Origin of the sequence: uncultured Sphingosinicella sp. (assembly GCF_963974575.1) — a bacterium.
GTDB lineage: Bacteria > Pseudomonadota > Alphaproteobacteria > Sphingomonadales > Sphingomonadaceae > Sphingosinicella.
In genome coordinates, this window is sequence record NZ_CAXBBQ010000006.1 from 125,948 (window position 1) to 141,566 (window position 15,619).

Sequence of the window (15,619 nt, forward strand, 5' to 3'; positions counted from 1 at the left end):
TTGTACGCCGCGACGCAGCCATGCGCCGCGATGCCGAAGCGCGGCTTCAGGAAGCAAAGAGCCTTGCCGGCGCGATCTCGCTCGACGTGGTCGCCACGCGCATCCTGCGTGTCCGCGATCTGCGCCCCGCAACGCTGATCGGCGCGGGGCAGGTGGAGGCCATTGCGGAACTCGCCAAGGAAACCGGCGCGGCGCTGACCGTGGTGGACGGCGCGCTCTCGCCGCTGCAGCAGCGCAACCTGGAAACCGGCACGGGCACCAAGGTGATCGACCGCACGGGCCTTATCCTCGAAATCTTCGGGGAGAGGGCAGCCACCCGCGAGGGGCGGCTGCAGGTGGAGCTTGCTCACCTCGGCTATCAGGCGAGCCGTCTCGTGCGCTCGTGGACACACCTCGAACGCCAGCGCGGCGGCTTCGGCTTCCTCGGGGGGCCGGGCGAAACACAGATCGAAACCGACCGTCGCCTCATCCGCGAACGCATGGCGCGGCTGCGCAAGGACCTCGGCGAGGTCACCCGCACGCGCGGGCTGCAACGCCGCCAGCGCAAGAAGGCGCCCTATCCGGTGATCGCGCTCGTCGGCTATACGAACGCAGGAAAATCAACGCTTTTCAATCGCTTGACCGGCGCTTCTGTGATGGCGAAAGACCTGCTGTTCGCAACGCTCGACCCAACGATGCGGGCGATCGCGCTGCCGGGCATCGACAAGGCAATCCTCTCCGACACCGTCGGTTTCGTCTCAGAACTGCCGACGATGCTCGTCGCGGCGTTCCGCGCCACGCTGGAAGAGGTGCTCGACGCCGATATCATCGTGCACGTCCGCGACATCGCGCACCCGGAAACCGAAGCGCAGAAGCGTGACGTCATCGATGTGCTCACCGAACTGGGGGTGGATCCAGACGGTGGTAGGCCGATCATCGAGGCGCTCAACAAGGCCGATCTTCTGGATGCGGAGGCGCGCAAGGCTGCGCTCGAACAGGCGGCCGCACCGAACAATGTGCTTCTCTCTGCGGTGAGCGGGGAAGGGGTGGACGACCTCCGGAGGCTCATTTCCGATACGCTGCTACGCGATGCACGCGTTCACAGCTTCGTCGTCGGCGCAGGCGACGGAAAGCGGCTCGCGTGGCTGGAAAACAATGGTCTGGTGCTGAAGCGGCGCGCGAAGGGCGAGTCCGTGGAGCTGCAGGTGCGGATCAGCGACGAAGACAGATCGCGCTTTCTGGCACTTCCCTAACGCTCCGACGCTTTCACGCGCTGCCACAGCGCTTCGAGTGCATCGATATCCATACCGGGCAAAGACTTGCCAGCCATCGCTTCCACGGCATTGAAGCGGCGTTCGAACTTGGCATTCGCCGTACGCAGCGCCTCTTCGGCGTCAATGCCGAGGTGCCGCGCGTAATTGACCACCGCGAACAAAAGATCGCCGATTTCACCGGCGCGCGCGGCATCGTCGGCCGCCTCGACCTCGGCCAGTTCCTCGTCGATCTTGGCACGCGGGCCTGAGGCGTCGGGCCAGTCGAAGCCGACGCGTGCGGCGCGGCGCTGCAGCTTCTGCGCACGCATCAAAGCGGGAAGGCCGAGCGCTACACCGGCAAGCGCGCCCTGATCGCCGCGCTCGCGGGCCTTCTGATCTTCCCACGCCATAGTTTGGGCGTCCGCATCCGCAACGCTGGCATCGCCGAAAACGTGCGGGTGGCGGCGGACCATCTTATCCGCAATCGCTGAGGTGACGTCAGCCAGCGCGAAATGCCCAGCCTCTGCGGCCATCTGGGAATGATAAACGACCTGAAGCAAGAGGTCGCCAAGCTCGCCCTTGAGATCGACCATGTCGCCGCGCGCAATGGCGTCGGCTACCTCATAGGCTTCCTCGATCGTGTACGGCGCGATGGTGCCGAAGTCCTGCGCAAGATCCCAAGGACAGCCACCATCCGGGTCGCGCAGCGCCCTCATGATGTCAGCAAGGCGGGCGAAAGCGTCCGGTGCGGTTTCGTGGTTCATGCTCCGATCGCTAGCGGCATCGACGGATTCAGGGAAGGGCGCTGGCACGGTCATAAAGAAATGGCCGATCCTGAGGACCGGCCATTTTGATGCACCTTGAGATAGCGAGGCTCTATTTACGGCGCCGCCGACGGGCGGCCAGAAGGCCCAGCATTCCGAGGCCGAAAAGGCCAAGCGCAGCAGGCTCGGGCACCTCGCCGGAATCGCCGGTAACCAGCGCATCGAGCCAGAAGGCATCCCATGTGCTGTTGATGGAGGAGCCGCGCATCTCGATCGTGTTGATGCCGTTGGTGAAATAGCCGCTTCCCGCAAGTACCGAGATAGCGAAATCACTACCCCAGGTGGTGTTGATCGTCGTGCCGGGGACCAGATTCCCGTTGATGTAGATGCCGACCGAATTGTCGGCAACACGCCAGATGCCGCTCATGGCAACACTGTCGATGTCATAACCGCTAAGATCGAACGTGCGTGTCAGAAAGACCGTATTGCCGACGCCCCAGCTTGTGCTGGAGCTTCCTGCCGTAACGCTCGGATCGGTGATCCAGGCGGCGTTCGGTCCGGCCGTCGCCATGCCGCAGCAGATTTGCGCCGGATAGGCCACCTTGGCGTCGCTGTACGTCGTGCCGCCATCCACGGAAATATCCCAGAACGGATCGAGCGCGCCTGCCGCAAGAACAGCATCGCCGCCATCAACGCCTGTACGAAGAATTACATCTGCGTGCGCACTGCCGGCGGCCAGTGCCAAGGCTGACGCAGCAAGCGTGAGTTTCAAGGATTTCATCGTGGCCCTCCCTGGCTGTAATGCCAGAGACATAAGCAAAACATGTGCCGTTTTCGGGATATTGGCGGATATCCGTCGCGATCAGGAGTTGCGTCTATCAAAGCAATCTCAAACTGTAAAAGATCACGACAGTGAGGGGATGTGCAGGGCGCCTACCTGATCACGCGTCTTATAAAACGATAATATATATTATGTTAAATCAACGATCGCGATTTGCCGCCATTCGGGTCATCCCCCCGGCCATTTTCCCGAATGCGTCGTTCATGCGGGTCGCGAGGTCGGCGTCGATATCGCTTTCGGACAGCGCGCGTGCCATTGCGTCCGTCCACTGTTGCGATGTCTCTGCGCTGATCGGCAGCGCGGCGTGCGCCGACATCACGCAGACGCCGACGTTCTCCTCGAACCAGTTGCGCGGTCCGCCGAGCCAGCCCGTGAGGAAGCCTGCAAGCGATCGCCGCATTGGCGCCAGATCCGACGCGTGCATCCCGCGCAGCGCGGCATACTCTGGCTCGCTTTCCATGAGATCGTAGAAACGATCGACGAAGCGCCTGACGGCAACTTCTCCGCCAAGGCTGTCGTATGGTGTCGTGCTCGTGCCGGATTCGCTCATGAAACCGATCAACCGGGCCTTTGACGAACCTTCCTTGATCCAGATCAAGTTCCTGCGTTTGCCGCGACGAATGCGGGAGCCGAACGCCCGGCTTTGCGTTAACGATGCGGTTCCACGAATGTACGGGGCGACCGGAACGCAGCCGGAGAACAAATGGTAAACGAAGAGCAGGGCGGTGACGCTCCCCTCACCCCGATCCTTGAGGCGGGGCGCAATTGCTGGCGTATCGAACGGTCGGCGCGCGCGTCCGCGGTCGTGGACGCCGCCGACTACTATCATTACGTGCGCGAGGCGATGATCGCGGCGCGGCGGCGCATCCTCATCATCGGCTGGGATTTCGATACGCGCATCACGCTGGAACCCGACGAGAACGGCCAGGGCGAAAGCCTGGGCCATTTCTTCCTGCGGCTGGCGCGCGAGAACCCGGCGCGCCAGATCGACATCCTGAAATGGAGCTTCGGCGCGCTGAAGCAGTTCTTGCGGCCGCGCGCGGCGTGGACGCTGCTGCGCTGGCAGCTGACCCGCGCCATCGATTTCCGCTTCGACAGCTTCCACCCGGTCGGCTGCAGCCACCACCAGAAGATCGTGGTGATCGACGAGCGTTTCGCGGTGTGCGGCGGCATCGACATTTCGTGCGCGCGCTGGGACACCAATGCCCATGAGGACGACGACGCCCGGCGCAAGCTGCCGGATGGCAAGCCTTACGGCCCGTGGCATGACGTCACCATGATGCTGGATGGTGACGCGGCGCACGCGCTCGCCGACCTCGGCCGCGACCGCTGGCAGCACGCGACGCGACACGCCCTGCCGCCGGTGGAGGACGACCATGACCACTGGCCCGCGGACGCGCCTGTCGATTTTCGCGACGTGGACATCGCAATCGCACGCACGCGCTCAGCCTGGCGCGACTGCGACGAAGTCCGCGAGATCGAGGCGCTGTGGCTGGACATGATCGCAGCGGCACAGCGCTTCATCTATATCGAGAACCAGTATCTGACTTCCGGCAGGATCGCCGCCGCCATTGCGGCACGCATGAAGGAGACAGATGCGCTTGAAATCGTTGTCGTGATGCCGCGCAGCGCCGATGGCTGGCTGGAACAGAAAGCCATGGATGCCGCGCGCGTTCAGCTCGCACGCGCCATCAGCAAGGTGGACCGGCGTAACCGTTTCCGCATTTACGTTCCCATGACCCGCGGCGGTACGGACATCTATGTGCACGCGAAGGTTGCGATCGTTGACGATCGGCTGCTCAAGATCGGCTCTGCGAACCTCAACAACCGCTCGATGGGGCTCGACAGCGAATGTGACGTCATCATCGATGCCGCCCTCCCCGCCAATGCCACCACGCCACCCACGATCGCGGCACTGCGCACACGGCTGCTGGCCGAGCATCTCGACGTGACACCGGAGGTTTTCGCGGCGCGTTTCGCCGAAATGGGATCGCTGGTGGATACGATCGAATCGCTGCGCGGGCCGGGCAAGACGCTGGATCTGCTCGACCTCGAAAAGCCGGGACCGTTCGAGCAGTTCATTGCCGAAAACGAATTGCTCGATCCCGAGAAGGCCGAGGGCTTCTTCGAGCCACTGAACAGACGTGGCCTGAGGATACGCTGGCGGGAAGGCATGGCGCGGTTGAGGGCGCGCAGACGCGGGCGTCGGCGCAGAAGGTGACGGCGCGCTTCAGGGCCGCAGGATCAGCGTGTCGCCCTCTACGCGCCAGCTCTTCAGCGTGCGCAGGAAGCGCATCCCGAGGAGGTTCGTGCCAAGTACGCCTTCGTTCACACTGGCCGGCATGTCGCGCAGCGTGACGTCACCGATCGTCAGTTCGCCAAGCCGGACACCCGCGGTGCGGACGCTGCCGTTCGCAGTTTGGGCCATGCCGTCGAAGCGGAGCGTATCGGGGCTGAAACCGGCGCGCGCGGCGGTTTCCATGGTGAGCACGATATCGGTGGCGCCGGTATCCACCATGAAGAGTGCACTCTCGCCATTGATCGTACCGCGCACATAGAAGTGCCCGTCTTCGCGCGCGGTGAGCAGCATCTCCTCGCCTTCCGTGCGCGGGCTGGCGGGATCGAGCGCGCCGCGGATCGCGGGCCACTGCGTGACAAGGAAGATGAGGCCGCCGAAGATCAGCACCCACGACAGCGCCATTTTCAGCGTTCTGGCCGCGCCCACTTCGCGGAGGCGCGGGACGAGGCTCATCAGGATGAGGACGGCAAAGCCCACCGAGCTGATGAGCGCAGCCTTCTCGCTCGAGCTCAGCGCTTCGAACATATGCCTAAAGCTCCACCGTCAGCATATCGTATCCGGGCTCAACACCAGGAGGCATGCTCTTGGCAAGGGTGGCATAATCCATGGAATTATCCATGTGCGTGAGGATCGCCCGGCGCGGACGCAGGCGCGCGATCCACGACAATGTGCGATCCAGGTGACTGTGCGTGGGGTGCGGCTTGCGACGGAGCGCATCGACGATCCAGAGGTCGACGCCCTTCACGGCATTGTCGGCAGACAGCGTCAGGTCGCTGATATCGGTGGAATAGGCCATCGAATGACCAGCGTGATCGACGCGGTAGCCCGTGGAGCGGATGGGGCCGTGGACCTGCTCGAACGGTGTCACCGTCATCGGGCCGACAGTGAACTTCGCGCCGAGTTCGTGCGCCACGCAGCTCGGCGGATAACCGAGGCCGCCCGAGAATATATAGTCGAAGCGCGCCTTGAGGACACGCCATGTGTCAGCCGTCGCATAGCAGTCGACGGGTTTGCGCATGATGTGAAAGATCTGGCGCAAGTCATCGATACCATGGGCATGATCGGCATGATCGTGCGTGTAGAGCACGGCATCGATGCGCGCGACGTTGGCGCTGAGGAGCTGTTCGCGAAGGTCGGGGCTCGTATCCATGATGATGACGTGGCGCTCGGCTTCGACCATCACGGAGACGCGGCGGCGGCGGTTCTTCGGCTCATTCGGATCGCAGGCGCCCCAATCGTTGCCGATGCGGGGCACGCCGCTCGACGTGCCACTTCCAAGGACGGTGACCTTCACGCGCGCGCCTTCGCGAACAGCCGGTAGAAGTTCTCGCTCGTCGTTCGGTCGATGTCTTCGAAGCGGACGCCGCGCTTCTCGGCGAGGAAGGCGGTGGTGTGCGTCACGAAGGCGGGTTCGCAGGTCTTGCCGCGCTTCGGCACGGGCGCGAGGAACGGGGCATCGGTTTCCACGAGCAGGCGATCTTCCGGAATTTCTGCAGCGAATTCAGAAAGGTCGGCGGCATTCTTGAACGTGACGATGCCGGATATCGAGATGTAGAAGCCGAGATCGAGCATCTTGCGGCCAAACGCGGCGCTGGCGGTGAAGCAGTGGATAACGGCGGTGTACCCCCCCTTCCCCAGCTCGCTCTCCATGATCTCCAGCGTGTCGGCTTCCGCCTCGCGCGTGTGGACGATCACCGGAAGGCCGGTTTCACGCGCGGCGGCGATGTGGCGGCGAAAGCTCTCGCGCTGACGCTCGCGATCGCTCTTGTCATAATAATAGTCGAGCCCTGTCTCGCCGATGCCGACGACACGCGGGTGCTGTGTCGCCGCGACGAGGCGCGTTTTCTCAATATCCTCGCTGTCCGCCTCGTGCGGGTGAACGCCGACGCTTGCCCAGATATCGGATGTTCCCTCGGCGATGCGGATGACGTCATCCCATTCGCTGCTGCGCGTCGAGATCGCCAGCATCGCCGAGACACCCGCCTCGCGGGCGCGCGCGATCACGCCCGCCTGATCCTCGACGAGGCCGGGGTAATTCAGGTGGCAGTGGCTATCAATCGGCATCGGGCTCAGCATCGACATAGCGCGGGAAAACGCCCTGCGGGGCTTCGAGGCGGAAACCGGACGCGGCGAGACGCGCGTACCAATCACTACCGAGGCTCGCGAAGTCGCGGTCGGCTTCAGGCACGCCCATCTGATCGAGCAGCTTTGCGGCGGACGCCGGGATCACGGGGGAGATCGCAACGGCCAGATCGTGGATCGCGACGAACAGCGTGCCGAGCACGACCTTCATGCGTTCCGGGTCCGTCTTCTTCAGCTTCCACGGCTCCTGCGCGTCGATATAGGCGTTACAGGCGAAGACGGCGTGCAGCCAGGCTTCGACGCCGCGCGACAGGTCGAACGTTTCGAACGCGGCGGTAAGACCCTTGCAGCCCGCGTCGACTGCAGCGAGCAATGCGGCGTCCGCCTCGTTCTGATCGAGCGATGCGGGAAGAACACCATCCAGATTCTTGAAAATCTGGGACAAAGTCCGCTGAGCGAGGTTGCCGAAGCTGTTCGCGAGATCAGCATTCGTGCGCGTGACGATCGCCTCGTGGCTGTAGCTGCCGTCCTGCCCGAAGGGGACGTCGCGGATCAGGAAATAGCGGAGCTGATCGACGCCGTATTCCTCCGCCATCGCCAGCGGTTCGACGACGTTGCCGAGCGACTTCGACATTTTCTCACCCTTGTTGAGCACGAAGCCGTGGCCGAACACCTTGCGCGGCAGTTCGACGCCTGCGGACATCAGGAACGCGGGCCAGTAGACGGTGTGGAAGCGAACCACGTCCTTGCCGATGATGTGGACGTCCGCGGGCCACCATTTCGTATAGGACGCATCGGGATAGCCCGCGCCAGTGAGATAATTGCTGAGCGCATCGAGCCACACGTACATGACGTGGCCGGGCGCATCCGGCACCGGAATGCCCCAATCGAAACTGGTGCGCGAGACGGAGAGGTCGCTGAGCCCGCCGCGGACGAACTGCAGCATCTCGTTGCGGCGCGTTGCGGGCTGAATGAAGTCCGGATTCTGCTCGTAGAGGTCGAGTAGCGGCTGCTGGTATTTCGAGAGACGGAAGAAATAGCTCTCCTCGACGGTCCACTCGACCGGCGTGCCCTGCGGCGAGAGCTTTTCGCCGCCCTCGCCCGGCACCAGCTCGCTCTCGTCATAATAGGCCTCGTCGCGGACCGAGTACCAGCCTTCGTAGCGCCCGAGATAGATGTCGCCGTTCGCTTCCATCCGGCGCCAGAGCTCCTGCACGCAGGCGTAGTGCGCGGGTTCGGTGGTGCGGATGAAACGATCATGACTGATGTTGAGACGCGCGCACATATCTTTGAAATGCTGGACCATTCCATCGACGAAGGTACGCGGATCGATGTCCGCGTTGCGCGCTGCCTGCGCGATCTTCAGCCCATGCTCGTCGGTGCCGGTCATGAAGAACACGTCGTCACCCGCAAGCCGATGATAACGCGCGATGACGTCAGTCGCGATGTCCTCGTAGGCGTGGCCCATGTGCGGGCGGCCGTTGGGGTACGAGATGGCGGTCGTGATGTAGAATTTCCGCTTGGCACTCATGCGGGGGCGCTTGCTTTGCTACCGGGGGTTATCGAGTTCGCCCACGTATCCCGCCAGTTCGAACGCGACAACCTGCGGATCGTAAGCAAGCGGCACGGCCTCGGCGGCGAGGGCGTGGGCCTTCTCCCACAGCTGGAGCGCGCGTGCAAGCGATGCGCCCGTGCGCTCGCGTGCTGCGCCGGCGATGAACGCGGGGACGAGCTCGACGAATGCCTCGTAGCGCGCCTGCGCGGTCTTGCCGCCGAGCGATTTGGCCAGCGCCATCGCGTCACCCTGCCCGTTCGCAAGGTCGGCAAGCGCGCGCGTGAGCTTCTCGACGTCAAGCCCCGCGAAACGCAGCGCGCGGCCCGGCGAACCCTCCGCAAGAGCCGCCAGCGCCTCGATTTCCGGCGGGCTGCTGTCTTCAAGCGCGCGCGTGAGCACGGCGCGAACATCAGCCTCGCCGAGCGGCTGAAAGCGGAGCGTGCGGCAGCGCGAGCGAATGGTCGGCAGGAGACGGATCGGGCTGTGGCTGACAAGCAGGAACAACGTCTTTTCCGGTGGTTCCTCAAGATTCTTCAGGAAGGCGTTGGCAGCGCTACGATTCATCTCGTCGGCGGCATCGACAACGACAACACGCCAGCCCCCGTAGCTGGGCTTCGACTGAAACAGCGACTGCAGATCGCGGATCTGATCGACGACGATCTCGGCGCGAAGCGCCCCGCGGTCATTGAGGCCGCGCTGAAGGATGCGCAGATCGGGATGGCTCCCCGCCTCGATGAGCGCGAGCGCGGGATGCGGCGCACCCTTGCCATCGGTGAGCACGAAGCGCGCGAGCGCCTGCGCCACGCTCGCCTTGCCGATGCCGGGCGGGCCGGTGAGCAACCACGCATGGTGCACCTTGCCCTGATCCCACGCCGCGCGGAAGGCTTCCTGCTGGACCTGATGACCCATGATGCTCACAGGCCGAAACGCTCCGCGACAACGGACCAGACCGCGTCGGTGACGTCATCGATGGGTGCGTCGCTCGGGACCACGGCAACATCGGAGAACGACAGGAAACGATCGCGCACTGCCTTGTGGAAGGCGGGCGGTTCGCCTTCAAAGCGGGCCTCGCCCCCTGCCCGCCCGGCCGCGCGGGCAAGACCGAGCGTGGGATCGACATCGAGAACGATGGTGAGATCGGGCCAGAGGTCGCCGGTCGCGAACGCATGAAGCTGCCGCAGTTCGGCATCATCAAGCCCGCGCGCCGCGCCTTGATAGGCAAGCGTCGAGTGCACGTAGCGGTCGCAGAGCACCCATTTGCCCTCGGCGAGCGCGGGACGGATGAGGCGCGCGACATGATCGGCGCGCGCGGCATTCACCAGCAGCGCCTCGACGCGCCCGTCCCAGCGCCCCGGCTCACCTTCGACGAGCAGCTGGCGGATATCCTCCGCGCCGGGCGTGCCGCCCGGTTCGCGTGTGGTGATGACAATGACGTCCTGCGCGGAGAGACGCGCGGCGAGGCGGCGGAGCTGGGTGCTCTTGCCGCTCCCCTCCCCGCCTTCGAAGCTGATGAAGCGCCCGCCCACGCGGCCTCAGCCGCCGAACACGTGCCTGAACGCCGCCATAATGCGGCCGAGCGGCCCCGCCTTCTCGACCGCTTCGGCAGCGACCAGCGGCACGCGCTGCTCCGCAAGGCCGGGCACGGTGAGCACGAGTTCGGCGATCTTCTGGCCCTTGGCAATCGGTGCTTCGATCGGGCCATCATAGACGATCTTCGCATTGAGGCCTGACACGATCGCCTTTGGCGTGGAAACGCGCGTGCCCGGCGCTGCGGTGATGCCCACGTCCGGCGCATCGCCGAGGAACACGGGCGCGCGCAGCGCCACTTTGCCGTTCGCGAGGATCGGCTTCGCATCCCACGCGCCGAAGCCCCATTCCATCAGGCGGATCGATTCCTTGACGCGCTCGTCCCACGAGGTGAGGCCCGAAACGACCATGACAAGGCGCCGCCCGTCCTGCTCGGCCGATCCGGTGAAGCCGAAACCCGCAGCCTCGGTGTGGCCGGTCTTGAGGCCGTCCGCGCCGCGCACCTTGCCGAGAATGGGGTTGCGGTTCGGCTGCGTGATCGGTGCGCCGCCCATCGTCTGGCCCCAGGTGAAGCTGTCGACCGCGTAGAACTTCTTGTAGAGGTCCGGATAGTCCTTGATCGTCCGCTCGGCGATGATCGCGAGGTCGTGCGGTGTCACCACCTGGCGGTCGTCCGGCCAGCCGTTCGAATTGGTGAAGTGCGATCCCTTTAGGCCGAGCTTCTTTGCTTCGGCATTCATCAGATCGGCGAAGGCTTCCTCGGTGCCCGAAATCCCCTCGGCGAGCACCACGCAGGCGTCGTTCCCCGAAAGCGTGACGATGCCGTGCAAGAGATCCTCGACCGAGACCTCCTGATCGACCGACAGGAACATCGTGGAGCCCGCCTTCGGCCCATGCCATTTTTCCCACGTTTCCGCGCGCACGCGGAACTTCTGGTCGAGCTTCAGCTTGCCCTGCTTCACCAGATCGAAGGCGACGTGCGTCGTCATCATCTTCGCCATCGAAGCCGGCGGCATCTGCTGATCGGCGGCCTGCGAAAAGAGCACGGCGCCGGTGCTCATGTCCTTCAGGTAAGCGAAGGGCGCGAGGCTCTGGTAATCGGCGGCGGCGGGGACGGCGAAAGCCAGCATGAAGGCCGAGATCGGCGCGGCAAGACGCATCGCTTGAATTCACTCCTTTAGATCGGCTTCGGCGGGATCGGACGCCCGCACGAGTCTCACGCAGCTATAACCCGCGCCCCATCGCTTCGCCAGCGCGGAGGCAGGCGGCTTACGACAGCTTGAAGAACAGCAGGAACGCGAACACACGGTTCAGCGCCGCCATGTCGTCCGCGCGGAAGCCGATCGTGTTCGCGCCGAGACGGCGGAACATGGGCAGGAAGTCGAGCACTTCTACCGCGAGCCGGTCGACGAGCGTCAGTTCCACCTCGATGGGACCGTCCTGCTTCACGAGCAGCGCCTTCTGCCGCGCTTCGACCGCGCGCGATGCGGCCGCTTCGAGCGCGGCGCAGACCGTGTCAGGAGACGGCGACATGCCCGAGAACATCCCGAGGGAGCGCTTGGTGACGACCTGCTCGACAGGGCCGAGCGCAGGGCCGTTCTTTTCGATGAACACGTCGTCGCCCGAGATCATCAGCAGCGGCACGCCGAACTGGCCTGCGGTCGCGGCGCTGATGAAGGCCTCGTCGGCCTCGCGGCCATTCAGCTTCACGCTGCGGATGCCGCGGCTCGACATGGTGTGCGCCATCGTGCCGGCACTGTCCGCCGCGCCTGCGTGATAGCCGATCAGCATGGCTCCAACGTAGTCGCCGACCTCGATCCCCTGCATCATCAAGAGCGGGCGCGGCCACGAGCGGACGAGCCACGTGCCCGGCGGCATCCTGTCCGCGAGGATCGAAAGCCCGTTGCCGTGCGAATCGCAGACGACGCATTCGGTGACGCCCGCCGCCTGCGCCCCGCGCACGACGGCAAGCACCTCGTTCGTCATCAGCGCGCGCGCGGCGGCATACTCGAAGCCCTCCGGCCCCGCCTGATCGCGCGACACGACCCCCGCCACGCCTTCGATGTCGGCGGAAATAAAGAGCCGCATAGGGTATCCTGCCTTGATTGCTTTGAAACTCAGGCCGTCGGCTTCGATCCGACGACGCGCGCCTCCGCATAGCCCGCCGCCTGAAGCTGCGCCAGCACCGCTGCTGCGCTGGTCTCGTCAGCGAAGGGGCCGACGCGGACGCGGTAGAAGCCCGTGCCGGTGGAGCTGATGTTGCTGACGCCGAAGCGGCTGAGTTCCGCGGCAAGGCTGGAAGCGCGGCCGCGATCGGAAAGCGCGGCGACCTGCACGAAGATGTCGCCGACAGGCACGATTGTGACCGGTGCCGGTGGAGCCGCGGCGACCACCGCAGGCGGCTGGCCCTTCGGATAGATGCGCTTCACATGCACGCGCGCCGTGCCCGCCTGCTCGACGCCGAGTAGCTGCGCGGAGCGGCGCGACAGATCGATGATGCGGTCCTTCGCGAACGGCCCGCGATCGTTGACGCGCACGATAAGCTTGCGGCCGTTTTCGAGGTTCGTGACCTCCACATAGCTCGGCATGGGCAGCGTGCGGTGGGCGGCAGTGACGTCGTTCTCGTTAAACTGCTCGCCGTTCGCGGTGGACTTGCCGTGGAACGTCGGGCCGTACCACGAGGCGGTACCGGTTTCCTGATAATGCGGATCGTCGGACGGGTAATACCACTTGCCCGCGATCTGATAGGGATTGCCGACCTTGTAGGTGCCCGCGCTCCTGGGCGCCTGCACGCTCCCCGCGCACGCGGCGAGCAGCGGCAGGAGCAGGATCGGCACAAGGCCAGACCCGACAGACCGAAGACCGCTCATCAAACCCCTCCCCGCAGAACAAATAGTGCGGGAACTGGAATCACCGAATAGCGACGCAGTCAAGCGGCTACTCTCAGCCTCCGCTGCGCAGCTGGTCCGCGAGCAACCCGACCGAGAGCGCGTAGAAGTTCGAGCAATTGTAGGCGAGGAGCGCGCGGAAATTGCCGTAGGCGAGGTATGCACCCTTGCCGGGGCCATCGGGCTCGACGAGCGTTGCGAGCGTGTCGTCGGCGGGCCAGGTGCGGCCATCGAGCGGCTGCAGGCCGAGTTCGCGCCATTCCTTCACCGGAATCCAGCGGCTGTGCTTGGCAAGCACGCGCGTGCAGCTTTTGGGCTCGACCGTGTTGACGACGCGCATCCGGTCCAGCGCGGCGGGCACGGACACGCGCATCGCCCAGTCGCCGCCCGTCACCCAGCCGTTGTTCTTGAGGTAATTGGCGATGGAAGCGGCCGTGTCGGCGCGGCTCTGCCAGATGTCGGCGGTACCGTCTCCGTCGAAGTCGACCGCGTGCGTCAGGTACGACGACGGCAGGAACTGCGGGTTTCCGGTGGCACCTGCCCACGAGCCGACAAGCCGGCTGCGCGGCACACCGCTGTCGATCATGCGCAGCGCCGCGATCAGCTCGCGCGTGAACAGTGCCTCGCGGCGGCCATCGAACGCGAGGCTGGCGAGCGAACGGACGAGATCGAAATTGCCCGTGTAGCCGCCGTAGCTCGTCTCCATGCCCCAGATGCCGAGCATGATTTCGGGCGGCACGCCGTAGCGGGCCTGGACGGCGCGGAGCGTGGGGTTCAGCTCGGCGGCGAGGCGCTTACCGGGGTTGATGCGCGCCGGGACGAGCCGCGCGGCGAGGTAATCGCTGAACAGCGGCACGCTCTGCGGCCGGCTATCGTCGGGTTGCGCGCGGTCCAGTTCCACGACGCGCGGGCTGTAGGTGAGACGGTCGAGCGCGCTCGAAAGCGTTCCGGCGCTGATCCCCTCCCCGGCCGCGCGGGCGCGGAAGTCGGCCAGCCACTTCTGGAAACGCATCTCCGTGGAAGGCTCGGGCGGCGCTTCTGCGGCAGGCGCCGCATCCACCGGCGTTTGGGCCGATGACGCCGCCGGGGCGAGTAGGGCGAGCGCAATTGCCGCAAAGCGCAGGATCAAGATTTCTCTCCTTCAGCCGGGCAGCCCAACCTACATGCTTGAAACCACAATCCCAATAGGCGATGAGACGCCCGCAGCGGACAGGTGGCCGAGTGGTTTAAGGCAGCGGTCTTGAAAACCGCCGTGCGGGCAACCGTACCGTGGGTTCGAATCCCACCCTGTCCGCCAAAAAATCGTATAACCATCTTTAATATAACAAATTTTTTTAAGCTCTCATCTTCGGCCCCTATTTGGGCCCCATTATCGATCGCGCCTCCCTGGTCGGATTTGGGTATTCAATGGGACAAGAGTACAGGCATTCGCAAATCCGCGAGGATTCCGCGCGTAGCGCCACCGAGCACGAAGTCTCGCATGCGCGAGTGACCGAAACCGCCCATGACGAGAATACCTGCGCCGATCCTCGCGGCCTCGTCCTGTAGAACGCCTGCGATGGGCCGCCCTGCGCCACGAATTTCGGAATGCTCGACATTCAGTCCATGAGAAGTCAGATATGCCGCCAGTCTGGCGCCCAACGATTGATCTGGCAGCGTCTTTTCGTCGACGACCACGGTAATGGTCACTTTTTCTGCCCGCTCAAGAACGATGCGCGCGTCGTTGACAGCCCGGGCGGCGACGCGGCTGCCGTCCCATGCGACCATCACATGATCCAGTCTTCCTATTGCATGCTGTTCGGGCAGCAACATCACCGGTCGGCCTGATCCGAAAATGACCGCTTCCGCAGTTGATCGTAGCGAGTCATCACTGGAAGCAAGACCCATCAGGACAAGATCATGATAGCGAGAGGCGACAGTAGCCCGATCGCTAAATACAGCCGGGTGGCATTCGATTTCGCTGGATCGAACCCGAACACCGCTGACGTTGGCCTGGTCTTTCAACGACCGGAGCAAGGCGGCACCCTTTTCCCGGCATTGTTCTCGTGCGCCGGCCACGAGTGATGGAACGTCAAGGACCAGATTGCCCAACGCATTTGAGACCTGACGAAAATCGGCCGCCAGAACAAGCGCCTCAAGCTCACCTTCCAGAAAGGCCGCCACCGACAAAGCATTATCCAGAAAAGTCTCACCATTGCTGCCAGGAAAGGTATTCAACGGAAGCAGGATTTGTAGTGACATCATGGTCATGCCCTTCTGTAAGGCGCTGGCAAGAAAGATGATAAGCTTGCCGAGGCACCTTGATTTTTACAACGAGCGATGCTGGCGCCGCCTGATCTGGGTCAAGCCCAATCGAGTACGCTCGTTACGGTCCGACATCACGGCATAGTCGGCCGTCAGAGGGGCCCGGTTCCGTACGCGTCAACTGTAA

General features: G+C 64.3%; 16 protein-coding genes and 1 tRNA gene. 3 read left to right on the forward strand and 14 right to left on the reverse strand.

Annotation, left to right across the window (positions count from 1 at the left end):
* The first annotated feature begins 20 nt into the window (after window positions 1-20).
* Window positions 21-1,232, forward strand: a complete 1,212-nt coding sequence (gene hflX / locus AAC014_RS12450) for a GTPase HflX (RefSeq protein WP_339709265.1) — start codon at window positions 21-23, stop codon at window positions 1,230-1,232.
* Here hflX and mazG read toward each other — a convergent pair.
* The 3 genes from mazG to AAC014_RS12465 form a co-directional block, all read right to left on the reverse strand.
* On the reverse strand, window positions 1,229-1,996 hold the full coding sequence (gene mazG, locus AAC014_RS12455; protein ID WP_339708959.1) for a nucleoside triphosphate pyrophosphohydrolase: 768 nt from the start codon (window positions 1,994-1,996) through the stop codon (window positions 1,229-1,231). The genes hflX and mazG overlap by 4 nt on opposite strands.
* Window positions 1,997-2,108: 112 nt before the next feature.
* Window positions 2,109-2,777 (reverse strand): PEP-CTERM sorting domain-containing protein, encoded by a 669-nt coding sequence (locus AAC014_RS12460; protein WP_339708961.1) that lies wholly within the window; start codon window positions 2,775-2,777, stop codon window positions 2,109-2,111.
* Window positions 2,778-2,976: 199 nt separating this feature from the next.
* Window positions 2,977-3,540 (reverse strand): group II truncated hemoglobin, encoded by a 564-nt coding sequence (locus AAC014_RS12465; RefSeq protein ID WP_339708963.1) that lies wholly within the window; start codon window positions 3,538-3,540, stop codon window positions 2,977-2,979.
* Here AAC014_RS12465 and AAC014_RS12470 point away from each other — a divergent pair, their 5' ends adjacent.
* Window positions 3,541-5,058 (forward strand): phospholipase D-like domain-containing protein, encoded by a 1,518-nt coding sequence (locus AAC014_RS12470; protein WP_339708965.1) that lies wholly within the window; start codon window positions 3,541-3,543, stop codon window positions 5,056-5,058. It abuts the gene before it with no gap.
* A 9-nt stretch (window positions 5,059-5,067) separates the two neighbouring features.
* On the opposite strand, the gene AAC014_RS12475 is transcribed toward AAC014_RS12470, so the two are convergent.
* The 10 genes from AAC014_RS12475 to AAC014_RS12520 all read right to left on the reverse strand — a co-directional run bounded on the left by AAC014_RS12475 (window position 5,068) and on the right by AAC014_RS12520 (window position 14,317).
* Window positions 5,068-5,661, reverse strand: coding sequence for a TIGR02281 family clan AA aspartic protease (locus tag AAC014_RS12475; protein WP_339708967.1), 594 nt, complete (start codon window positions 5,659-5,661; stop codon window positions 5,068-5,070).
* A gap of 4 nt (window positions 5,662-5,665) precedes the next feature.
* Window positions 5,666-6,430 (reverse strand): MBL fold metallo-hydrolase, encoded by a 765-nt coding sequence (locus AAC014_RS12480; protein WP_339708969.1) that lies wholly within the window; start codon window positions 6,428-6,430, stop codon window positions 5,666-5,668.
* The gene (locus tag AAC014_RS12485; RefSeq protein WP_339709267.1) at window positions 6,427-7,200 is read right to left on the reverse strand and encodes a TatD family hydrolase; all 774 of its coding nucleotides are present in this window, start codon (window positions 7,198-7,200) and stop codon (window positions 6,427-6,429) included. Before AAC014_RS12485 ends, AAC014_RS12480 begins: the two co-directional genes overlap by 4 nt.
* Complete coding sequence (gene metG / locus AAC014_RS12490) at window positions 7,190-8,749, reverse strand: methionine--tRNA ligase (RefSeq protein ID WP_339708971.1); 1,560 nt, start codon at window positions 8,747-8,749, stop codon at window positions 7,190-7,192. The genes AAC014_RS12485 and metG overlap by 11 nt, the downstream gene beginning before the upstream one ends.
* An 18-nt stretch (window positions 8,750-8,767) precedes the next feature.
* A complete protein-coding gene (locus AAC014_RS12495; RefSeq protein WP_339709269.1) occupies window positions 8,768-9,682 on the reverse strand; it encodes a DNA polymerase III subunit delta' in 915 nt (304 codons plus the stop codon).
* 5 nt (window positions 9,683-9,687) lie between these two features.
* Window positions 9,688-10,299 carry a dTMP kinase gene (gene tmk, locus AAC014_RS12500; RefSeq protein ID WP_339708973.1) on the reverse strand — a complete coding sequence of 204 codons (612 nt, stop codon included), beginning with the start codon at window positions 10,297-10,299 and terminating at the stop codon, window positions 9,688-9,690.
* 6 nt (window positions 10,300-10,305) lie between these two features.
* Window positions 10,306-11,430, reverse strand: a complete 1,125-nt coding sequence (locus AAC014_RS12505; RefSeq protein ID WP_339709271.1) for a D-alanyl-D-alanine carboxypeptidase family protein — start codon at window positions 11,428-11,430, stop codon at window positions 10,306-10,308.
* Window positions 11,431-11,569: 139 nt separating this feature from the next.
* Window positions 11,570-12,388, reverse strand: a complete 819-nt coding sequence (locus AAC014_RS12510; protein ID WP_339708975.1) for a M55 family metallopeptidase — start codon at window positions 12,386-12,388, stop codon at window positions 11,570-11,572.
* A gap of 29 nt (window positions 12,389-12,417) precedes the next feature.
* Complete coding sequence (locus AAC014_RS12515; RefSeq protein ID WP_339708977.1) at window positions 12,418-13,170, reverse strand: septal ring lytic transglycosylase RlpA family protein; 753 nt, start codon at window positions 13,168-13,170, stop codon at window positions 12,418-12,420.
* A 73-nt stretch (window positions 13,171-13,243) separates the two neighbouring features.
* A complete protein-coding gene (locus tag AAC014_RS12520) occupies window positions 13,244-14,317 on the reverse strand; it encodes a lytic murein transglycosylase (protein WP_339708979.1) in 1,074 nt (357 codons plus the stop codon).
* Between the two features lie 78 nt (window positions 14,318-14,395).
* On the opposite strand from AAC014_RS12520, the gene AAC014_RS12525 reads away from it, so the two are divergent.
* Window positions 14,396-14,485, forward strand: a tRNA-Ser gene (locus AAC014_RS12525).
* A gap of 107 nt (window positions 14,486-14,592) precedes the next feature.
* On the opposite strand, the gene AAC014_RS12530 is transcribed toward AAC014_RS12525, so the two are convergent.
* Window positions 14,593-15,438: a universal stress protein gene (locus AAC014_RS12530; RefSeq protein ID WP_339708981.1), complete on the reverse strand. Its 846-nt coding sequence runs from the start codon at window positions 15,436-15,438 to the stop codon at window positions 14,593-14,595.
* Window positions 15,439-15,619 lie beyond the last annotated feature (181 nt).